The organism is Virgibacillus sp. FSP13, from assembly GCF_054048505.1.
This window is the reverse complement of record NZ_JBSVKG010000008.1, coordinates 1-21,954: the sequence shown is the minus strand read 5'-3', so window position 1 is coordinate 21,954 and position 21,954 is coordinate 1. Positions and strand designations below refer to the sequence as shown.

General features: G+C 37.3%; 19 protein-coding genes. All 19 read right to left on the bottom strand.

Annotated elements, in window-relative coordinates:
• Position 1: 1 nt before the first annotated feature.
• The 19 genes from ACW2QC_RS08845 to lepA all read right to left on the bottom strand — a co-directional run bounded on the left by ACW2QC_RS08845 (position 2) and on the right by lepA (position 20,861).
• The gene (locus ACW2QC_RS08845) at positions 2-2,143 is read right to left on the bottom strand and encodes an HD family phosphohydrolase (protein WP_457543609.1); all 2,142 of its coding nucleotides are present in this window, start codon (positions 2,141-2,143) and stop codon (positions 2-4) included.
• A gap of 83 nt (positions 2,144-2,226) precedes the next feature.
• Positions 2,227-3,186, bottom strand: a complete 960-nt coding sequence (locus ACW2QC_RS08840) for a PhoH family protein (RefSeq protein ID WP_457543608.1) — start codon at positions 3,184-3,186, stop codon at positions 2,227-2,229.
• A 2-nt stretch (positions 3,187-3,188) separates the two neighbouring features.
• Positions 3,189-4,406, bottom strand: a complete 1,218-nt coding sequence (gene yqfD, locus ACW2QC_RS08835; protein WP_457543607.1) for a sporulation protein YqfD — start codon at positions 4,404-4,406, stop codon at positions 3,189-3,191.
• Positions 4,407-4,435: 29 nt separating this feature from the next.
• Positions 4,436-4,714, bottom strand: a complete 279-nt coding sequence (gene yqfC / locus ACW2QC_RS08830; protein ID WP_106497108.1) for a sporulation protein YqfC — start codon at positions 4,712-4,714, stop codon at positions 4,436-4,438.
• Between the two features lie 249 nt (positions 4,715-4,963).
• Positions 4,964-5,437 carry a hypothetical protein gene (locus ACW2QC_RS08825; protein WP_457543606.1) on the bottom strand — a complete coding sequence of 158 codons (474 nt, stop codon included), beginning with the start codon at positions 5,435-5,437 and terminating at the stop codon, positions 4,964-4,966.
• A 32-nt stretch (positions 5,438-5,469) separates the two neighbouring features.
• The gene (floA, locus tag ACW2QC_RS08820) at positions 5,470-6,462 is read right to left on the bottom strand and encodes a flotillin-like protein FloA (RefSeq protein ID WP_457543605.1); all 993 of its coding nucleotides are present in this window, start codon (positions 6,460-6,462) and stop codon (positions 5,470-5,472) included.
• A gap of 37 nt (positions 6,463-6,499) precedes the next feature.
• Positions 6,500-7,780: an NfeD family protein gene (locus ACW2QC_RS08815; protein WP_457543771.1), complete on the bottom strand. Its 1,281-nt coding sequence runs from the start codon at positions 7,778-7,780 to the stop codon at positions 6,500-6,502.
• Between the two features lie 220 nt (positions 7,781-8,000).
• Positions 8,001-8,447: a GatB/YqeY domain-containing protein gene (locus ACW2QC_RS08810; protein ID WP_457543604.1), complete on the bottom strand. Its 447-nt coding sequence runs from the start codon at positions 8,445-8,447 to the stop codon at positions 8,001-8,003.
• A gap of 14 nt (positions 8,448-8,461) precedes the next feature.
• Positions 8,462-8,638 (bottom strand): 30S ribosomal protein S21, encoded by a 177-nt coding sequence (gene rpsU, locus ACW2QC_RS08805; RefSeq protein ID WP_010650937.1) that lies wholly within the window; start codon positions 8,636-8,638, stop codon positions 8,462-8,464.
• Positions 8,639-8,791: 153 nt separating this feature from the next.
• A complete protein-coding gene (gene deoC / locus ACW2QC_RS08800; protein WP_457543603.1) occupies positions 8,792-9,463 on the bottom strand; it encodes a deoxyribose-phosphate aldolase in 672 nt (223 codons plus the stop codon).
• Between the two features lie 131 nt (positions 9,464-9,594).
• Positions 9,595-10,950 carry a tRNA (N(6)-L-threonylcarbamoyladenosine(37)-C(2))-methylthiotransferase MtaB gene (gene mtaB / locus ACW2QC_RS08795; protein ID WP_457543602.1) on the bottom strand — a complete coding sequence of 452 codons (1,356 nt, stop codon included), beginning with the start codon at positions 10,948-10,950 and terminating at the stop codon, positions 9,595-9,597.
• Positions 10,950-11,708 carry a 16S rRNA (uracil(1498)-N(3))-methyltransferase gene (locus tag ACW2QC_RS08790; protein ID WP_457543601.1) on the bottom strand — a complete coding sequence of 253 codons (759 nt, stop codon included), beginning with the start codon at positions 11,706-11,708 and terminating at the stop codon, positions 10,950-10,952. Before ACW2QC_RS08790 ends, mtaB begins: the two co-directional genes overlap by 1 nt.
• A gap of 9 nt (positions 11,709-11,717) precedes the next feature.
• Complete coding sequence (prmA, locus tag ACW2QC_RS08785; RefSeq protein WP_457543770.1) at positions 11,718-12,665, bottom strand: 50S ribosomal protein L11 methyltransferase; 948 nt, start codon at positions 12,663-12,665, stop codon at positions 11,718-11,720.
• A 91-nt stretch (positions 12,666-12,756) separates the two neighbouring features.
• On the bottom strand, positions 12,757-13,884 hold the full coding sequence (gene dnaJ, locus ACW2QC_RS08780; protein ID WP_457543600.1) for a molecular chaperone DnaJ: 1,128 nt from the start codon (positions 13,882-13,884) through the stop codon (positions 12,757-12,759).
• Positions 13,885-14,145: 261 nt separating this feature from the next.
• A complete protein-coding gene (gene dnaK, locus ACW2QC_RS08775; RefSeq protein WP_457543599.1) occupies positions 14,146-15,978 on the bottom strand; it encodes a molecular chaperone DnaK in 1,833 nt (610 codons plus the stop codon).
• A gap of 30 nt (positions 15,979-16,008) precedes the next feature.
• Positions 16,009-16,584: a nucleotide exchange factor GrpE gene (grpE, locus tag ACW2QC_RS08770; RefSeq protein WP_457543769.1), complete on the bottom strand. Its 576-nt coding sequence runs from the start codon at positions 16,582-16,584 to the stop codon at positions 16,009-16,011.
• Positions 16,585-16,704: 120 nt separating this feature from the next.
• Positions 16,705-17,736 carry a heat-inducible transcriptional repressor HrcA gene (hrcA, locus tag ACW2QC_RS08765; protein WP_457543598.1) on the bottom strand — a complete coding sequence of 344 codons (1,032 nt, stop codon included), beginning with the start codon at positions 17,734-17,736 and terminating at the stop codon, positions 16,705-16,707.
• 76 nt (positions 17,737-17,812) lie between these two features.
• Positions 17,813-18,970 (bottom strand): radical SAM family heme chaperone HemW, encoded by a 1,158-nt coding sequence (gene hemW / locus ACW2QC_RS08760; protein WP_457543597.1) that lies wholly within the window; start codon positions 18,968-18,970, stop codon positions 17,813-17,815.
• Positions 18,971-19,052: 82 nt separating this feature from the next.
• Positions 19,053-20,861, bottom strand: coding sequence for a translation elongation factor 4 (gene lepA / locus ACW2QC_RS08755; protein WP_457543596.1), 1,809 nt, complete (start codon positions 20,859-20,861; stop codon positions 19,053-19,055).
• Positions 20,862-21,954: the final 1,093 nt, after the last annotated feature.

The following is a 21,954-nucleotide window of genomic DNA, read 5'->3' as shown; positions in this document are numbered from 1 at the left end:
GCTACTTTGCCTCCTTCATTGGATATTGAATTCTGGAATGAAAAATTCCTTTTAGCGTTTCACAAACTGTTTTATGAATGGTGTGTAATTCCTGAATCGTTATCGGGCATTCATCAAGTTGCCCATCCATAAGGCGGTCTTTAATTATCGATGAGACAATTTCCTCAATTTTTTCCTCTGTTGGTTCCTTTAGTGAACGAACTGCCGCTTCCACTGAATCACAGATACAAACAACTGCCGCTTCCTTCGTTTGAGGCTTTGGACCAGGATAACGAAATTCCGTCTCTTTTACTTGGTTATTATTCTCTTTCTCCTTATAATAAAAGAATTTCAATAATGTTGTTCCATGATGCTGATTCGCAATATCAATTATTTCTTTAGGCAATCGATGTTTTTTCAGCATTGCTGCACCATCATATGGATGATTAATGATAATTTCTGCACTTTGCCTTGGCTCGATCCGATCATGCGGATTTTTAATGGCTAATTGGTTTTCGATAAAGTAATGGGGCCGTACTGTCTTACCAATATCATGATAATAGGCGCCGACCCTTGCCAGCAAACCATTTGCTCCAATCGCTTCACATGCTGTCTCACTTAGATTTGCAACCATAACAGAATGATGATAAGTTCCTGGAGCTTCGGTTAGAATTTTTTTAAGTAAAGGCTGATTCGGACTCGATAATGAAAGTAACTTTATGTCTGACAATATACCCAACCCTGTTTCGAAAAACGGTAATAAACCAATTGTTAACACCGCTGACAAAAGGGCAGATCCAAAACCAAAACCTAACGGAATAAAAAGATCATTAAATGAATATTTCTCGAATGAAAGAAATAAGAATAATAGTACAGTAACTACGTTTACAACAGCCATACCTATTCCAGACTTCACAATTGCCAGCCTGTCTTTTATATTCATTAAAAAGATAATACCAGCAATTTGTGAGAAAAAGAAGTAAATACCAGCTTCAACATTTAATGATCCAGGAATTTCTCCATTGAAAATAATACTTCCCAAAATAGCATATAAACTAGCTAATACAATTGCTAATCGTTCCTGAATCAACTGTTTTACAAGAAGTGCTCCTGTTGCAACAGGAACTAAGAAATAAAATTGGTTTATTTGCGTTGTAAATAAGCTAACACCCTTCATCAAAAATACGACGATAATACTGATGAGAAAAACGGCCGCAATTTTGCCACCATCTAACTGTTTCTTCTTATCTAATAAGTACATTTCATACCCAATTACGGTAGCAATTAACACAATGAGTAAAGCTATCCCAATCACCGGATATACATTGCGTTCTTTATTTAACAGCCCAACTAACTTTAACGTTTCATATATTTCATTTGTAATTGTTTGGCCCTCTCTAACAATTATTTCGCCAGCTCTAATAACAACCGGCTCGACACTACTTGCCGCATCTTTTCTAGCGTCCATTGTTTTTTCAACGTCAAAAAATGAATTTTCTACTACTGCAAATCCACTTAACGACATTAAGGCTTGTTTCAAATCGCCTCCTAGATCCGTATATTTTACTTTCTGCTTCACTTCAGCTGTAGCACTTTGCACATTTTCCGTGCGAACCCCATTATGTAGGATTTCTGTCAATGCATCTAGCATGATCTTTTTGCCTGTTGCTCGCTCTTTTGGTGCAGCTTCAATTAGCTGAGTTAAAATAAGGTCATCAACATGCTCCGTTATTTCAGGTGAAAGTATGTTTTGTAATCGCTGGACTCTTTCTTGTGTAGTTAGTACAACCGCTTTCTCATTATCATTCGAATCTTCTTCACTTGTTGGATTTTCTTCTTCAAGTTTTGTAATTGCATCAAAAATTTCGTTGATATAGCCAACTTGTTCTTCCGTAATTTCCGTTGATATGTCATATCTATCTTCAATCGATTGCACTGTTTCTCGTGTTTTTCGTTTCGTCTCCTGCTCATTCTCAATTGTTATTGGAGAGCGAATTGTTTCTTTCGCTACACTAAAGCGATCGATATCATACGTTTCGGTAAAAACATTATTTAATGTTACCGCAAAAAAAACGATAGCTAGAACTGTAATTGGTATGCCAATTCTAATCCATTTTGACTTTAATTTTACTAATGACGATAAATATTCCCCTAATTTTTTCATTATCGTTTCACCCCATTAATAGGTCCTCATATAGAAAATAAGACCCACTAAATTGGGGCCTTACCTATTAAGAATATCAGCCATTAATTAACCTTTTCATATGCATCAATAATTCGTTGTACTAATGGGTGTCTGACAACATCCGTTTGTGTTAGATGCACAAAAGAAATACCCTTTACATTTGCAAGTAAATGATTTGCAACTTGTAATCCAGATTTTACACCTTTAGGCAAATCAATCTGCGTTATATCCCCGGTTATAACCATTTTTGAGCCGAATCCTAGCCGAGTTAAAAACATTTTCATTTGTTCAGGAGTTGTGTTCTGTGCCTCATCCAAAATTACGAATGCATCATCAAGTGTTCTTCCCCGCATGTATGCTAGTGGTGCTATTTCAATCGTTTCACGCTCGATTAGCCGCATTGTATGTTCTGCACCAAGTACATCATGTAATGCATCATATAATGGCCGCAAATACGGGTCCACTTTTTCCTTCAAATCCCCAGGTAAAAATCCCAAACTTTCCCCCGCTTCAACTGCCGGTCTTGTTAAAATAATTCGCTTCACCAGACCATTTTTTAAGGCGTGGACAGCCATTACAACTGCCAAATACGTTTTCCCTGTACCAGCGGGGCCAATTCCGAAAACAAGATCATTTGTTTTAATTGCCGTTATATAACTTTTTTGTCCTAATGTTTTAACACGGATCGATTTACCTTTTACATTTTTTGTGATTTCATCTTCAAACAATGTTTCAAGTTGATTAATCTTGCCAGCTTTTGCTAACTCAACCGCATAGACAACATCACGTTCTGAAATTGTTAATCCTTTTCGAATAATCGATAAAAATGTTAACAAAATAGCTTGAACTAATGCAATATCTTCCTCTGAACCCGAAACACGAACTTGCTCACCTCTCGTAACAATCGAAACCGATAGTTGTTCTTCCATTTGCTTTAAAAATTTGTCGTTAGTTCCGAACAAAGCTAGGGCTTCACTTGGACTCGTTATTTGTAAATCAATTGTGCTAAGATTCTCTGACATAATCAATCTCCTTGATTTATAGGTTCTGCTTTAGCTATATTTTCTTCTACTGTATGATATAAGGTTAATTTAACTTTACCATGCTCTGTGGATTCATGCAAAATTTTTTGAGAGATTATTTTTGCCTCTGGACCCAATCTTAGTTGTAATTCATTTTTCGCTTGTTTTTTACCAACTTGAATCGCTTCTTCCTTCGTTCGATCAAGCTTATGATACTTTTTTTCACTTAATTTGGATTCGATAAAGTTAATGGGTAGTTCCCATTTCAAAAAATGAATAGGATTGTTGTTAACCTCTTTATGGATATTTTTATAATCAGGATCACCAAATCCCCAAATAGGTAACTTAACATCACCGAAACCTAAATAGTACTTTTTTTCGTTCTTTCCTGTTAACATCTCAAAATTAGCATGAAGTGGAACGGTTACAGATACTTCATACCATGTTTTTGCGATAACCTCCCCTTCTGCTGCTACCAACTTTGATTTTTCATCATCTTTTTCTTCTTTTTCCACATCTTCTTCAAAATCAAGTTTTCCGGAAACAAGTACATCCCCAGGCTCCACATAATCATTTACATGTTTTTTAGAAAGCCCCTTAGAAACATACATATTCTGGATAACACCTTTTTTAGTTGCCACTAAATTACGCGGCCCTTTAACCTCCTTTTCTTTAACAATTGATTTCTCTACACCCTCAAGAAAATAGGTCGTCCCTTTTTTATTCACGCCAACCCACAGTAATTCAGGTATATCACTCACTAACTTTTGTTGAATAACACTAGGTGGTTCTAAAGTTAAGCTCCATGATCCTGGATGAATGCCATATATATCAAGCTGTTTGACGATCTTTTTTTCGATATCTTTAGGTAATCCTGTTACCTTTACATCCCATATTATATTAGATAAAAGAAAAATCAACAGAATACTAACCAAGAGACCTGTAACGATCTCTTTTTTTCTGATTATTTTTTTAAACAAAAAGGGGGAGCCTTTCTTGTGAACAAAAGATAGCTTGTATATTGTTTTTCTTTTAATTTGCTTGATTAATTTAATATCTTGTAATTTAACGTTACCTTGACAGGACGTTTGGGACACTTTTTTTATATCCCAAACAAGAATCCCTTGTTTAACACACTTTTGAAAGAAAAGTTCTGGCATATGTCCTTTTACTAAAATGGTTACATATCCGGTTATAAACGATCCTTGAATTTGCTTCATTTCCTCCTCCTTATCACACTTCAATAAAATTACGCTGGAATAAACTTGACTTCCTCAATTTGCCCTTCCACTAAAATCTCTTCAGGAAGCATCATTTTTAAAACAAAGGAAGACCCTAAAATCTGAATAAACCCTTTGTTTGTTTTCAATTTTAGCTCAGTGTCTGAATAAACTTCGAGCCCTTGATGGTTCTCGATATAGCAATGTATTTGACCAATCATGGTAATTCTAGGAAGTTCAAGAATGACATCTGAAGGAAGTGCAAGATGCTTGGTTAACCATGGTGCGATACGTTTATGCCATTTCACTTACAGAGCCCCCCTCTCACATTCATATTTATGAAAGGAACAATCAGATAAGAACAAGAAATACGAAAGTGATCAATTCCCTGATTGTACTGTCGGGATCAATCATGCATAACCTTTTCACTGACCATTACGATTTTGAAAGCACAGTGAATCTCGGCCCATAATAATTTGGATTGAATTGACATGTTATCAAAACAAAAAGCCTTCAGGAAAGCATACTCACTTTCCTGAAGGCTTTTAAGACAGCTATTAATTTTTTCTTCTTCGTTCAGAAATAATACTTTGATATGGCTTATGTGCCCTAGGTGGTCCTAAAACTTCAGCCATGATAATACCATCAATCAATCCTTTATTTGATAAATTTTTCTTAACCTGTTTCTTTAATGAGGACTTTCGATTCGAAAGCTCACCAGGCTTTCGAATTGTATTACCAATTATCGCATCATGGAGTTGTTTATCAGCCTTTTGCTCGGTATTCGTATTCATGATATCCGCCAATTGTTTCATTTGGTCTTCTCGCTGTTTCTCCATTGAAGCAGTATTCTTCACCTGTTTCGGTTGCATAGCTGGAGCTTCGCGTCTTGATTGATAATTTCCACCAGATGGTGTTGCTGTTGGCTTTGGCACTTGATAAGGCCGTTTATGTTTTGTCTCCGTGGTTTTATCCTTAAACATCCCAATAGCCCCGCCGATAATAGCAAGAATCGCGAGAATTACTTCCATAGTAGTCCTCCTCTATAGCACTCTAGCTTCCTTTATTTGTTATTATCCTCGTCATCTTCTTTGGATAGTTTACCAATTGTATCGCGCATATCTGTATCAGCATCAATATTCTTATAGTTCATATAATCCATTACACCTAGGTTACCCGAACGTAATGCTTCAGCAAGTGCAAGCGGGACATCTGCTTCAGCTTCGACAACTTTTGAGCGCATCTCTTGAACTTTTGCAACCATTTCTTGTTCTTGGGCAACAGCCATAGCGCGTCTTTCTTCCGCCTTCGCCTGTGCAATGTTTTTATCTGCCTCAGCCTGGTCTGTTTGTAAGATCGCCCCAATATTTTTGCCGATATCTACGTCTGCAATATCAATCGATAAAATCTCAAAAGCTGTTCCAGCATCAAGCCCTTTATTTAATACATTGTGGGAGATGGAATCTGGATTCTCTAAAACTTTTGTATGTGCCTCTGAACTACCGATTGTACTAACAACTCCCTCACCTACACGAGCGATAACCGTTTCCTCACCAGCACCCCCAACAAGGCGATCAATATTTGCCCGTACGGTAATTCTTGCTTTTGCTTTCACCTCAATCCCATCCATCGCAATACCTGCAATAAATGGTGTTTCAATTACACTTGGATTTACACTCATTTGTACTGCTTCAAGAACGTCGCGACCAGCTAAATCGATCGCAGCACAACGTTCAAAACTTAGTTCAATGTTTGCCCGCTGTGCAGCAATTAAAGCATTGACAACCCGATCAACATTACCACCTGCTAAATAGTGGCTTTCCAGTTGATTTGTCGTGACATCCAAACCTGCTTTATGTGCCTTGATTAATGGATTAATTACTCTTGATGGTACAACACGACGTAGGCGCATACCAACCAATGTAAAGATACCTACTTTTACTCCAGCTGCAAGTGCACTAATCCATAGCATTACTGGAATAAATGTAAATAGCACTGCGATAACAATCAAAATGATTCCGATGATAATAATCGGCATTAATTCCTGAAATTCCATTTTTGTATTCCTCCTATTATTTTTCTGTTTCTATATATTATAATTCTCTAACTACTACTCTAACTCCTTCAACCTTAACAATTTTTACAAATTTATCTTTCTGTATAAAACTTCCCTCTGACACTACATCGATTCGCTCTTCATCAAATAGCGCTGCGCCAGATGGTCTAAGGGGCGTCACTGTTTTCCCCTCAAGTCCAATCAATTCTAAGCGGTTTGTCGATGATACATAACCCAATTCAGTGGATGTTGTGTCCTTCAAAATAACATGTCGGAAAAAGCCTTTATCCATCCCCATCATCTTAAACAGAATAACAGCGGCAACGATAGCTATAATTAATGCAATACTAACACTCATCGCCATGTGTCCAATGTCCTGACCTGATAAAAAGAGGGAGCCAAGAATGGAACCGATCCCTAACAGACCAACAATACCGCCTGGCACAAAAAACTCTGCAATAATTAAAATAATACCTAAGATAAGTAAGAAAATTGCTTCAAATCCCGCTAATCCTGCAACAATATGACCATAGAAAAACAACACAAGTGATAGGAGTCCCATTATACCTGGCACGCCAAATCCCGGTGAAAAAAGCTCTACAATTAGTCCCAGGCTTGCTAACGATAATAATATCGGGACAACTATTGGATTGGTTAAAAATCTCGCAAGCTTTTCGGAAAGTGTTGGCTCTATTTCTACAACAGTGGCTTTGTTTAAACCAAGCGCCTTTAATAATTCTACTCGATCTTCAATCGTTCCCTGTGAATAATCCACTTCAACAGCTGAAGAGGGGTCTAATGTTAAGAATTCTCCTTTTGGTGCTCCGTAATCCGGTAAATCTATATTAGAATCTGCCATTGCTGCTGCATATAAGGGATCTCGACCTTTTGAATCAGCTGCACTTTTCATAGCTGACAACCAGGCTGATTGAGCTTTTTTATCAGCAGCGGTACCATCTTGATTGATCACACCACTCGCACCCATCGTTGCTTGCGGTTTCATATAAATTGAATCGGTATTTAAGGCAATATAAGAGCCTGCAGATAATGCCTGATTAACGATATAACCGGTTGTTGGGGTTTTCAGATTTTGCAATAGTTCTGCAATTTGGCCCGCAGCATCAACTCTTCCTCCAGGCGTGTCAATTTCAAATATAATATGATCGGCACCCTCATTTTCAGCCTCCTCTGTAGCACGGGTTAAAAATGATTCCAGGCCTTTCTCTACCTCGTGTTCAATCGGAATAACATACACTAATTTGCCATTACCATCAGCAGCATGTGTAAAACTATTACTATGTAAAAAAGCGAACATCATAACAAGACTTATTATGACATATGCTGGTAACTTTCTTCGTATCACTTTCTCACCTCCTAAATAGTTGAATAACTTACTTACGGATTGTGATGTTTTTAGGTTTCATTTTTTAAGTTAACCAATGAAAATAATCAAGCGTATTAAAAAGCAATGTAAATAGTAAAAAAGGTCTCTGCCTAGTTTGACAAAGACCTTTTGTAAATCTTATTTAGATGAATAGTTAGCTTAAATGCTTTTTGACAAGCATATTAATTTTTGAGCCGTCTGCCTTCCCTTTAACTTTAGGCATGATCGCACCCATCACTTTACCCATCTCTCGCATTGATGTTGCATTTACTTCCTGAATCGTCGACTGAACGATTGCCTCAAGTTCATCATCTGACAACTGTTTAGGCATATATTCCTGTAAAATATTGATTTCAGTTTCAAGTTTTTTAACAAGATCATCGCGTCCAGCTGATTTAAATTCTTGGAGGGAATCTTTTCTTTGCTTTAACTCTCTCGACAGAATAGTTAATTCTTCGTCTTCAGAAAGTTGTTCTTTACCGAGCTTAATTGTTTCATTTTGCAATGAAGCTTTAACCATGCGAACAACACTTAGCTTTTCTTTATCTTTTTGCTTCATTGCTTGCTTCATTTCTTGATTAAGCTTTTCTAACAATGTCATGCTTGGCACCCTCTTTAGAATTTACGCTTTCTAGCAGCTTCCGATTTCTTTTTACGCTTAACGCTAGGTTTTTCATAATGTTCACGTTTACGATATTCCTGTAGTGTACCACTTTTTGACACACTACGTTTAAAGCGACGAAGAGCATCCTCAAGAGACTCGTTTTTACGAACGCGAGTTGTATTTGACATGCTAATTTCCCCTCCCTCCGAAGCATAAAACAGTTTGTACAGGCATATGTAACTACCTCACATGCCTTGTTAAATTATAATATAACCATTCTTGAAGGTCAACTCATTTTCTCGAATTCATTAACAATATTAGTTCTAAAAAGAATTCAAGTCTTAGTAATCAGAATTTCCTTGGTTTCCAGCGATAATATCAACACCTGCACTAGCACCAATTCGTGTTGCTCCAGCATCAATCATCGCCCTTGTTGAGGCTAAATCGCGTACACCACCAGATGCTTTTACTCCCATTTTATTACCGACTGTTGCACGCATTAGTTTAATATCTTCAACGGTTGCGCCACCGCCAGAAAATCCAGTGGAAGTCTTAACAAAATCTGCACCTGCTGCTTTGGCTAATTGACATGCACGCACTTTTTCATCATCGGTTAACAATGCTGTCTCAATAATTACCTTCGTTAGCGCAGTTCCTTTAGCTGCTGAAACGACTGCTTCAATGTCACACTTTACAGCATCATCATTGTTTGATTTCAATTGGCCAATGTTAACAACCATATCTACTTCTGTAGCACCATCTTTAATTGCCTGATTGGTTTCAAATACTTTTGTTTCCGTTGTTGTAGCACCCAATGGAAAGCCAATAACCGTACATACTTTTACTTCCGTATCCTTCAAATTTTCATAACAGTAGGATACCCAGTATGGATTAACGCAAACGGAAGCAAATTGATTTTCTTTTGCCTCTTCTATAATCTGGGTAATTTTTTCTTTTGTTGTATCCGGTTTTAATTGTGTATGGTCAATGTATTTTGCTAGATCTTTTCCCATATAAACTACCTCTCTTTCATTTTCATTGTTGTACGTACCTCTTTGCTAATCATAGCACGGTTTATGACTAAAAACAAATAAACCCGGTGTATTACCGGGTTTTAGTAAAAGAATGAAGCTTTGCCCACCGCCTAAGAAGTAGCTGCAATATAGTGGTTTGTCGCCTCATCCATAACTCTCACAAATGTTCCTTGGTTATATGGATATCCTGATTCTGTGATTTTCACACGGACAATTTGACCAACCATGTCATGACTACCGGTGAAAACAACTTTCAAATAGTTATCCGTATACCCAACAAGTAAATCAGGATTATCTTGATCAGGCATGCGTTCTTCAGGAATAACTTCCAACACTTCATTTTCGTAATTTGATGCATATTCTTTTGCCAGTTGATCAGATAATTGAATCATACGATGAACGCGATCATTTTTTACATCGTCATCCACTTGGTCACTCATTCGAGCAGCTGGTGTTCCTGTTCTTCTTGAAAAAGGGAAAACGTGCAGTTCGGAATAACCAATATCTTTAACAAAGTTATATGTCTCCATAAATTCTTCTTCCGTTTCACCTGGAAAACCTACAATAACATCTGATGTAATGGCTAGATTAGGTAAAGCTTTACGGATCTTTTCTACTTTTTCTTTATAGTAGGCACTTGAATATTTTCTACGCATTCTTTTTAAGACTGAATCTGAACCAGCCTGAAGCGGGATATGTAAGTGACGGACAATTTTCTCTGATTTGTCAAGTACATCAATTACTTCATCTGTAATTTGACTAGCTTCAATTGAAGAAATACGAATTCGTTTTAAGCCATCCACTTTTGTTTCTAGTTCCTGAAGAAGCTTAGCAAAATTGTAATCCTTCAAATCTTCACCATATCCTGCAGTATGAATACCTGTTAAGACAATTTCTTTATACCCCGCATCAACTAATTTCTGAGCTTGATCAAGCACATCTTCTGGTTTCCTAGAGCGCAATAAACCGCGTGACCACGGAATTATACAAAATGTACAGAAATTATTACACCCTTCTTGTATTTTTAATGATGCTCGTGTTCTATCCGTGAATTCAGGAACATCCATTTCTTCAAAAACGCGATTTTTCATAATATTAGTAACACCATTAATTGGCTCTCGCGTTTTTTGGTGTTCTTCAATATACTCGATCATTTTTTTACGGTTCTGTGTCCCTACTACAACATCTACACCCGGGATTTCCATTATCTCTCCAGGTGATGTTTGTGCGTAACAACCGGTTACACAAACAACTGATTCAGGATTTTTTCGAATAGCACGGCGGATAACTTGTCTGCTTTTTTTATCCCCTGTATTTGTGACAGTACAGGTGTTAATAACATAAACATCAGATTGACGGTCAAAATCTACCCGTTCATATCCATTTTCCTTAAACATATTCCAAATTCCTTCTGTTTCATAATGATTTACTTTACAGCCCAATGTATGAAAGGCTACTGTTGGCATTATTTACACCCCAATTCTTCAAAATGATAAGAAATACTCGCTAATACATATAACGGTGCTGTTTCCGTTCGTAAAATACGTGGTCCTAAACGAACGGGAGAAAAGCCGTTTTCTTTTAATTTATCAACTTCACTCAGGGAGAATCCACCTTCTGGACCAACACATACTAGAATATTTTGCTGTTCCTTCAACGAACTTACGGCCGCAGCAAATGACTGATATTCGGCTGTCTTCGCTTCTTCTTCATAGGCAAACAGTAAAACATCATAGTTGCTGCTTTCCCTGATAAGTACATCTATATTCATTATTTCCCTTATCTCAGGTACTTTATTGCGATGACTTTGTTCACTTGCTTCCTTAACAATTTTTTCAAAACGCTGCAGTTTTTTCTCTGTTTTTTTCTTGTCCCAAACAACAACCGATCGTTCAGCTTGAAAAGGAATAAATGCTTCTGCACCTAGCTCTGTTCCTTTTTGTAGGACAAGGTCAAATTTATCGCCTTTTGCAAGACCCTGAGCAATCGTAACATTAACAGGGAGTTCCGTTATTTCGTTAAGCCGCTCCATGATCGTTGCTTGGACATAATCGTGTTCAAGTTTGTCAATTACACAAATTGCTGCATTGCCATCCGGATTGTTGCATATTATTTTACTTCCTTCCTTATAGCGCATTACTCGTGTAACATGATGAACATCATCACCAGAAATAAAAACCTTATCACTTTGCCAGTTTGTTGCTGGAATAAAATAGCGTTGCAAATTGAACACCTACTTTTGTGCAGGTTTCTTTGCCACAATAGAAACCCAGTCTTCCATCTCGTTTATTTCTAAAATGGTGAACCCATTTTCTTGTAGTTGATCTTTTACCATTTGTTTTTTTGCTTGAATGATGCCCGATGTGATAAATAACCCATCTTCTTTTAAGTTATTCCACGCATCACGGATAAATCGAACAATGATCTCCGCTAAAATGTTAGAAACGATAATATCAGCCTGTTTGTTTACGTGATCCAACAAATTATTTTGCTTGGTCTCAATTTGTTGTCCTAACTTATTTAATTTTGCATTCAATTTTGTACTTTTAACAGCAATATCATCCAAATCATAAGCGTAAACCTTTTGAGCTCCAAGTAAAACAGAAGCAATACTTAAGACACCTGACCCACAACCAACATCCATGATCATATCATCCGGTTTAATGTGTTGTTCCAGTGCTTGAATGCTTAATACGGTTGTTGGATGTGTACCGGTTCCAAAAGCCATCCCGGGATCTAGTTCGATAATTAACTCATCACTCGCCACAGGTGGATAGTCTTCCCATGTTGGTGTAATCGTAATCTTCTTTGATATTTTAACAGGCTTATAATATTTTTTCCATGCAGTTGCCCATTCTTCTTCTTTCACTTCACTCAATGTAATCTGGTTAGTACCTAGATCAATATCATAGATCATTAAATTATTAATAGCCTGTTTTATTTCTTCAACCGTCTCACCTAAAAAACTATTAACAGGTAAGTATGCCTTAACATAGACACCTTCTTCTGGATATTCGCTCGTATCTAAATCATAAATTTCGCCGAATTCATTTTCTCTCTCTTTAACCAAATCTAATGGATCTTCAATAACAACACCACTTGCTCCATTTTCATGAAGAATATTAGAAATTGGCTCAATCGCCTCATTCGTTGTATGAACGCATATTTCGGACCATTTCAATAGTACCCACTCATTTCTCAGGAATGTAACAAAATATGTAAACGATGTTGCTTCACGCAACACCGTTTGATTACCTAGTCTCTTTTTACAATCAATCACCTTTGAAGGCTTTTTTAAACCGTTGGAAGAAAGATCCCTCTTGTTCATCTGTTGCTTCATTACCGCCAATTTCATTAAATTCACGAAGCAATTCCTTTTGCCGATCTGTTAATTTCTTAGGCGTAACAATACGTATTTGTACATGTTGATCGCCATATCCATAACCACGTACATTTGGGGCACCTTTTCCCTTCAGACGGAAAATTTTACCTGTCTGTGTACCGGCCGGAATCTTTAACATTACTTTTCCATGCACAGTAGGAACCTCAATCTCATCGCCAAGTGCTGCCTGCGCAAATGTAACAGGTAGTTCACAGTAAATATGATCGCCTTCACGCTCATAGAATTCATGCGGTTTGACTTTTATTACCACATATAAATCGCCTGCAGGACCACCATTTACACCTGGCTCTCCTTTTCCAGATACGCGAATTTGTTGCCCTTCATCAATACCAGCTGGAATGGATATATGAATGGTCTTGTTTTTCTTCACTTTTCCAGTCCCACCGCAAGTATTACATTTTTCCGGAATGATTTTTCCAGAACCGTTACAATGATGACATACCCGGCGGTTTACAACCTTACCAAATGGTGTATTTTGTTCCGTATTCAGTTGCCCTGAACCGTTACAATGTGAACATGTTTTCGTTTTTGTGCCTGGTTTTGCACCAGAACCACTACAAGTATCACATGTTTCCTCTTTAGGTATATTGATATCCGTCTCTTTTCCAAAAACAGCTTCTTCAAAATCAAGGACCATCGTATATTGTAAATCTGCTCCTTGTTGCGGGGCATTCGGGTCTCGCCTTCGTCCCCCGCCGCCAAAGAACATATCAAAAATGTCGCCAAAACCTCCAAAGTCTTGGGCGCCGCCGCCAAAGCCACCAAATCCTTGACCTTGTGCACCTGCATGACCAAATTGATCATATTGCGCACGTTTTTGCTCATTACTTAAGACTTCGTACGCCTCTTTTGCTTCCTTAAATTTATCCGCAGCACCCTCTTCCTTATTTACATCAGGGTGATATTTTCTTGCCAATTTTCGATAAGACTTTTTTATTTCATCTTTTGACGCGTCTTTTCCAACGCCAAGTACATCATAATAATCACGCTTACTCACTTATTCATCACTCTCCCGATACACTACTCGCATAACTTTAATCTTATCATCAATTATTTGCTAATAGCAAATGTGAGAAAATACTTAAATTGTAAAGCTAAGCTATCCTTACGTGAAAAAAAGCCAAAGCCAAGAGAATCCTGACTTTGACTTGGAATTACAGAACAAGGACAACTCTGAGATCTGACACATTACAATGTTGAAGTTGCAATGTTAATAAGAGCTTTTCCTTTATCTATCAACAATTTTTCCTGCTTTGGTTTATTTTTTATCTTCTTCGTCATCTACTTCTTTATAGTCCGCATCAACAACATCGTCATCGCCGTTTTGGTCTTCCTGACCTTGTGCTGCTTGTTGTTCTTGCTGCATTTGTTCATACATCTTAACAGATAGCTGTTGAACTTGTTCTTGCAGTGCTTCTTTCTTTTCTGTAATTTGATCTAAGTCATCGGATTCGATTGCTTTTTTCAATTCTTCTTTTGCTTCTTCTGCTTTTTGTTTTTCTTCATCCGATACTTTATCGCCAAGATCTTTGATTGTTTTGTCAGTTGTAAAGATTAGTTGATCTGCTTCGTTACGTAGTTCAACCTCTTCACGACGTTTTTTATCTGCATCTGCGTTTTCTTCAGCTTCTTGAACCATACGCTCGACTTCTTCATCAGAAAGACCAGAAGAAGATTTGATTGTAATTGACTGTTCTTTATTTGTACCCATATCTTTTGCACGAACATTTACAATACCATTCGCATCAATATCAAATGATACCTCGATTTGCGGTACACCACGTGGTGCTGGTGGGATATCCGTTAATTGGAAGCGTCCTAGTGTTTTGTTATCTGCAGCCATTTCACGCTCACCTTGTAGGACATGGATATCAACAGCTGTTTGATTATCTGCAGCAGTTGAGAATACTTGTGAATGACTTGTTGGGATCGTTGTATTACGTTCAATTAATTTTGTAAACACACTACCCATTGTTTCAATACCTAATGATAGAGGTGTAACGTCTAGCAATACAACGTCTTTTACATCACCTTGTAATACCCCACCTTGAATAGCAGCACCAAGCGCAACGACTTCATCCGGGTTTACACCTTTTGATGGTTCTTTGCCAATTTCGCGTTTGATTGCTTCTTGTACTGATGGGATTCTTGTTGATCCACCAACTAAAATAACTTTGTGGATTTCATTTGCAGAAAGATCAGCATCTTTAAGTGCTTTACGAGTTGGGACCATTGTGCGTTCAACTAATTCCGTTGATAATTCATCAAATTTAGCACGAGTCAAATTCATTTCTAAATGTAATGGCCCAGCTTCACCAGCTGTAATGAATGGTAGCGAAATTTGTGTTTGTGTAACACCTGATAAATCCTTTTTCGCTTTTTCAGCTGCGTCTTTCAATCGTTGCATTGCCATTTTGTCTTTGGAAAGGTCAATACCATTTTCCTTTTTAAATTCTTGAACTAAGTGATTAATGATTACTTCGTCAAAGTCATCCCCACCTAGACGATTGTCACCAGCAGTTGAAACAACTTCAAACGTGCCATCACCGATATCCAGAATCGATACGTCAAACGTACCACCACCAAGGTCATACACAAGGATTGTTTGATCTTGATCGTCTTTGTCAATACCATAAGCCAATGCAGCTGCTGTAGGTTCGTTAATAATACGTTCTACTTCTAATCCAGCAATTTTACCAGCATCTTTTGTTGCTTGACGTTCAGCATCATTAAAATACGCTGGAACAGTTATAACTGCTTTATCGACCGTTTCACCTAAATAGTCTTCAGCATATGATTTAATGTGTTGTAAAATGATAGCTGAAACTTCTTGTGGCGTATATTCTTTATCTTCAATTTTTACTTTATAATCAGTACCCATATGACGCTTAATGGATTGAATTGTATTAGGGTTTGTAATTGCTTGACGCTTGGCTACTTCCCCAACTTGACGTTCCCCATTTTTAAATGCCACTACAGATGGTGTCGTACGGTTTCCTTCAGGGTTTGGAATAACGACAGCTTCTCCACCTTCCATTACTGATACACATGAATTTGTTGTACCTAAGTCAATTCCGATTATTTTGCTCATAATCGTGTTCCTCCTTTACTGCTCATCCATTTATTTATTCACTTTAACCATTGCAGGTCGAATAACGCGATCTTTTAGGATATATCCTTTTTGCAATTCTTCTACGACACTATTGGATTCCATTTCATCATCTTCAATTTGCATAACAGCGTGATGTAAATTAGGATCAAAGGTCTTTCCAACTGCTTCAATTTCTTCTACACCTTGATTTTTCAATGCATCCTTCAACTGGTTGTAAACCATGGTAATTCCTTCTACAAAACTTTTATTTGCTTCAGTAACCTCTTGATTGAGAGCACGTTCGAAATTATCCAAAGCAGGTAATAGTTCATTTACCAAATCTTGAGATTTATATTTACGTTCTTTTTCTTTTTCTTTTTGCGAACGTTTTTTGAAATTCTCAAATTCCGCTTGACTTCGTAACAATTTTTGATATAAATCATCTTTTTCTTGCTTTACGTTTTCCATTTCTTCTTTTAATGTTTCCATTTTACTTTCATCTGAGTCTAATATCTGCTCCTCAACGTTTTCATCTTCATCGATTACTTCGGTGATTTCAGGTTCTGCTTCTGCAAATTCTTTTGTTTCATTATTGTGATCTGCCATCATAGCCACCTCCTCTTTAAAATAACCACGTTAGACTATATCATGAAAAGAATGTAAATTAAACTGTAAAGAACATAGGTGAAATGCAGTAATACAACTACTTTCTTGGAATAAATTGACCTAATCATTGTTTTTATACCATACATACAATGCTTCCGTCATTTCGTTTGACAAAACATTTAATAAAGCAATCACCTTTTTATACTCCATTCTTGTCGGACCAAGTAATGCGATTGTTCCCATCTGTTCATCACCCAAATGATAAGTAGCTGTTATCAAACTTAAATCCTTAATTGCTTCCACTTTGTTTTCATGACCAATGGTTACTTTGATACCATCTGTTTTTGATTTCAACAGATTAGCAATTTCCTCTTCTTTTTCCATCATGGTATAAAATGAACGTACTTTTTCAATATCCTTAAACTCAGGTTGCATTAACATATTGGTTTTACCACCGATATATAATTTTGCCGGATATTCATTGAAAAAAGCAGCTTTCAAGTAGTCATATGACTTCTCGAAATCATTTACATACCGTTTCATTAACTCCAATACTTCGCTATTTAGCTTTTCATGCAAGCGAACAATTGGCACACCATAAAGACGATCATTTAATATATTTACCATTTTCTCCAAATCTGTAGCGTTAATTTCTTTCGGTATAGAAAATGATCGATGCTCAACATGCCCTGTGTTCGTAATCAAAATTGCTACAGCAGTTTGCGGTGTTAACGCAACAATTTGAATTTGCTTTAATTTCGCCTCAAATATTTCAGGGCCTAAAATAATCGACGTATAATTTGTCAAATCAGACAGCACTTCAGCGGATTTTTGAACTATTTGCTCGAATTCAAAAAAGCCATCTTGGATGACGTGTCTTATCACATTCACATCTTCCCGCGCTATTTGTGGTGATAACAAATTATCGACATAATAACGGTACCCTTGTTCTGAAGGGATACGACCAGATGAAGAATGTGTTTTTTCCAAAAATCCCATGTTTTCTAGATCCGCCATCACATTTCTAATTGTAGCTGGACTATAGAGGATATTTCCTTTTTTAGAAATTGCACGAGAACCAACTGGCTGCGCTGTCTGGATGAAATCATCAATAATGACCTGTAGAATCAATACCTGTCTTTCTGTTAACATGATGATCACCTCTGTTAGCACTCTCTATCAGCGAGTGCTAATTCTATTAATAAATTATCAAATCCTTATTTTTTTGTCAACGAAGATGAACTAAAACATCATCATCCAATAAAAATTGTGCAAATACATCATTTCCAAATAGTAATCCTTGATCAGTCAAGCAAATTCTATCTTCCATATTTGCAAGCAATCCTTTATTCACAAGTCGATCAATAGCAGATTTATATAACGCATCCATACTAAACCCAAACTTTTCAGTAAATGTTGCCTTACTCACACCGGCTAGTTTCCGTAAACCTAAGAACATCTCTTCCTCAACCTGTTCTTTTAACCCGATATTCTCAGTATTTAAAACCGGCTTCCCATTTTCCATCGCCTGTTTAACATAATGTGGTAGTGGTCTAATATTTCCCGTTCGCACCCCTGGTATATATCCATGGGCACCAGCTCCAAAACCATAATAATACTCATTGTTCCAATACGTTAAATTATGTTTACTTTCAAAACCCGGCTTGGCAAAATTGCTTATTTCATATTGCATGTTTCCATTTTGACGCATCGTATTCCGCAGAAGTTCATACATCTCCACTTCTGTTTCTTGTGGTGGTCGATGTAGCTTCCCTTTATGATAACGTTGGTAAAATACGGTTTTAGGTTCAATTTGTAATGCGTACGTTGAATAATGTGGTAAATCAAATTGAACTGCTTCGTGAAGTGTTTGCTGGAAATTTTCTAACGTTTGGTTAGGAAGTGCATAAATCAAATCAATACTAATATTAGTAAAATCCTGCTGATGCAGTGCGTCAATTGTTTGATAGACATCTTTCACCCTATGCAATCGACCAATTTCTTCAAGCATATTATCATCAAAAACTTGCACACCAAGTGATACGCGTTTAACGCCAAAGTCTCGCAGCAGCTTTATTTTCTCAGCGTCAAAATCACCAGGGTTTGCTTCAATGGTATATTCTTCACAGTTTTGCACATCAAACTTTTCGTTGACCAATTCCAACAGATTACGTAATTGGGTTATGTTTAAAGCAGTCGGCGTACCACCACCAATAAAAATTGTCTTTACTTTATTATTCTTTCCGTTAACATTCACGTTTATTTCATTAGCTAATGCTTCTATATAATCATCTGCCAGCTGTTCATTATAAAAAAACTTCGTAAAATCACAATAATGACAGATTTGCTGACAGAATGGGATATGGATATAGACAGACTGTATCAATTATTTTCACTCCTAAGCATCATCAAAAGAATAGGGTTAAACCTTTGATTACAACAAGGTTTATACCCTATTCATGAAAAATTTAATCATCATTCATTTGTAAAACAGCCATAAATGCCTCTTGCGGAACCTCAACAGATCCGACCATCTTCATACGCTTTTTCCCTTCTTTTTGCTTCTCTAGCAATTTACGCTTTCGGGAAATGTCGCCGCCGTAACATTTTGATAAAACGTTCTTCCGCATTGCCTTAATCGTTGACCGGGCAACAATCTTATTTCCAATCGCCGCCTGGACAGGTACCTCAAACTGCTGCCTTGGTATAAGTTCTTTTAGTTTATCAACAATCTGTTTTCCCCGTTCATAAGCAAAATCACGATGGACAATGAAGGATAACGCATCAATTGTTTCGCCATTTAGTAAAATATCCATTTTTACAAGATTTGAGATTCGATAGCCAATGAGGTCATAATCAAACGATGCATATCCTTTTGTCTGTGACTTCAGTTGATCAAAGAAATCATAAACTATCTCTGATAATGGAATATTGTAGATGATATTCACACGTATATCATCTAAATATTCCATATCAACAAATTGACCACGCTTTTTCTGACAAATTTCCATCACTGCCCCAACAAAATCATTAGGGACCATAATCGTTGCATTCACAAATGGTTCACGAATTTCCTTTACTTGCTGCGGATCAGGCATTACCGAGGGATTATCAACTTCTACGGTTTCATCATTTGTCTGCTCCACTTCATAAATTACACTCGGGGCCGTTGTAATCAGATCAATGTTAAATTCCCGCTCGATCCGTTCTTGAATAATTTCCATGTGTAATAGGCCCAAAAATCCACAACGAAAGCCAAAACCTAGTGCCTGTGATGTTTCAGCCTCATATTGCAACGATGAATCATTTAACTCAAGCCGCTCTAACGCTTCTCGTAAATCATTATACTTATTCGAATCAATCGGGTATAATCCACAAAACACCATTGGATTTAATCGTTTGTATCCAGGCAATGGTGTTTCAGCTGGATTATTAACATGTGTAATGGTGTCACCAACCCTAGAATCACCAACTTGTTTGATCGAAGCTGTTAAATATCCAACATCGCCAACAGTTAATTCATCTTTTGTAACTGGTTTTGGGGTAAACACTCCAATTTCATTAACCTCAAACTCCTTTTCGGTGGCCATCATCTTTATCTTATCGCCAACTTTAACCGAACCTTCTTTCACACATACATAAGCAATGACACCACGGTACGGATCATATAACGAATCAAAGATAAGTGCTTTTAGCGGATCATCGCTATCGCCAGGTGGAGCCGGTACAGCTTCTACAATTCGTTCCAAAATCTCTTCAATTCCAATATTGGCTTTTGCAGAGGCTAATATAACATCGTCACCATCTATACCAATCACATCTTCCAATTCTTTTGTAACGCGATCTGTATCTGCATTAGGTAGGTCAATTTTATTGATAACAGGAATAATTTCTAAGTCATTATCTAATGCAAGATAAACGTTTGCGAGTGTTTGAGCCTCGATACCTTGTGCTGCATCAACCACAAGAATTGCCCCTTCGCAGGCAGCAAGGCTTCTGGAAACTTCATATGTAAAATCGACATGACCTGGAGTATCGATAAGATGAAATGTAAACTCTTCCCCATTTTTACTCTGATAATGTAACTGTACAGCATTCAATTTAATCGTTATACCACGTTCTCGTTCCAAATCCATGGCATCAAGAAATTGCTCTTTCATTTCACGTTGTGTTAATGCTTTTGTATTTTCTAAAATACGGTCCGCTAATGTAGACTTTCCATGATCGATATGAGCAATAATCGAAAAGTTACGGACGTTTTTTTGTTTTTTTGCCATTAGTGATGTTCACTCCTACTATTTCCGTTTAGACATGACATTAACTAGGATACATTATAGCAATAGCACACCGGACATTCAATTATGATTAATCAATCGTGTCCTTAAATAACAAAACCCCTTCATCATTCGTAAAGAATGAATAGCGAAGGGGGATTTTTATTAAAAGGCTGTTTTCTAAAAAATTGGGACTGCGATTACTCGCCCCATCGAAAACATTTGTTGTTTTATACAGAAAACACCCATGGCGGCTAAACCCATGCCACCACCATCTAGAATGAAAAAAGAATGTTCCCACAGAAAAATCTAAGCCGATAAAACCTTGCCCATACTAACTATGAATCACCTTAATATTTCGGTGTACCGTATGATGACTAGGCCCTGATTACGTACACCACTCAAAAGCAATAAACTAAAAAATAAGAAAGGATATCATATCACCACTTAAAATAATATCTTTTATATAGAATTAACTCATAGTCCTTCTAAAAAACAAAAAATTGATGGGCTTATTTCTGTATGCCTTCGAACCAAAATAATTTTTCGTACAAAATCTATAAACTACGACGCAACTAAGAAGTAGCTCCCCCGCCGTTCCGGAAATACACTACGCTTTCCGCGGGCGGCTGCTGAGCCTCCTCGAGCTGTAGCTCTGCGGGGTCTCACCTAGGCCTTTCCTCCCGCCGGAGTCTCCGTGAATTTCCTCCACTGTTTTACCTTTTCGACTATCTATTAATAATGTAATTAAATACGAATAAGATGGTTGATTTCTGCTGCGGGCAGTCGACTCCTCGAAAAAGAAAAGCACTTTTTCTTACGAAGGATGAATCGCTGACGAAGCACTTCTTGTCCTGCGGGAACAGCTTCAGCCTCCGAAGCGGAAAACCACTTCCTGCTCAGGTCTAGACTGTTCCTTTTCCCATAGAACTGGGAATGCTTCGGCAGCACTACATCCTTCGTAAGAAAATTGGTTTGTATTTTCAAGGAGTCTTGCATTTTTCCGCAGCTCAGAATAGCTTTCTGTTCAAGATGTAAAAGTCCATGTAACGTAGATCCCATGGTTTTTCCCTTTCGATAATTAGAACACTACTAT

What these genes read in the sequence shown, in the direction of transcription:
- deoC (WP_457543603.1), bottom strand. Translation starts at nt 9,463, where the DNA reads ATGGGAAAAGATCTAGCAAAATACATTGACCATACACAATTAAAACCG.
- ACW2QC_RS08810 (WP_457543604.1), bottom strand. Translation starts at nt 8,447, where the DNA reads ATGACATTGTTAGAAAAGCTTAATCAAGAAATGAAGCAAGCAATGAAG.
- ACW2QC_RS08840 (WP_457543608.1), bottom strand. Translation starts at nt 3,186, where the DNA reads ATGTCAGAGAATCTTAGCACAATTGATTTACAAATAACGAGTCCAAGT.
- rpsU (WP_010650937.1), bottom strand. Translation starts at nt 8,638, where the DNA reads ATGTCAAATACAACTCGCGTTCGTAAAAACGAGTCTCTTGAGGATGCT.
- yqfD (WP_457543607.1), bottom strand. Translation starts at nt 4,406, where the DNA reads ATGAAGCAAATTCAAGGATCGTTTATAACCGGATATGTAACCATTTTA.
- ACW2QC_RS08825 (WP_457543606.1), bottom strand. Translation starts at nt 5,437, where the DNA reads ATGGAAGTAATTCTCGCGATTCTTGCTATTATCGGCGGGGCTATTGGG.
- floA (WP_457543605.1), bottom strand. Translation starts at nt 6,462, where the DNA reads ATGGAATTTCAGGAATTAATGCCGATTATTATCATCGGAATCATTTTG.
- grpE (WP_457543769.1), bottom strand. Translation starts at nt 16,584, where the DNA reads ATGGCAGATCACAATAATGAAACAAAAGAATTTGCAGAAGCAGAACCT.
- hrcA (WP_457543598.1), bottom strand. Translation starts at nt 17,736, where the DNA reads ATGTTAACAGAAAGACAGGTATTGATTCTACAGGTCATTATTGATGAT.
- dnaK (WP_457543599.1), bottom strand. Translation starts at nt 15,978, where the DNA reads ATGAGCAAAATAATCGGAATTGACTTAGGTACAACAAATTCATGTGTA.
- ACW2QC_RS08845 (WP_457543609.1), bottom strand. Translation starts at nt 2,143, where the DNA reads ATGAAAAAATTAGGGGAATATTTATCGTCATTAGTAAAATTAAAGTCA.
- lepA (WP_457543596.1), bottom strand. Translation starts at nt 20,861, where the DNA reads ATGGCAAAAAAACAAAAAAACGTCCGTAACTTTTCGATTATTGCTCAT.
- mtaB (WP_457543602.1), bottom strand. Translation starts at nt 10,950, where the DNA reads ATGCCAACAGTAGCCTTTCATACATTGGGCTGTAAAGTAAATCATTAT.
- ACW2QC_RS08815 (WP_457543771.1), bottom strand. Translation starts at nt 7,780, where the DNA reads ATGATGTTCGCTTTTTTACATAGTAATAGTTTTACACATGCTGCTGAT.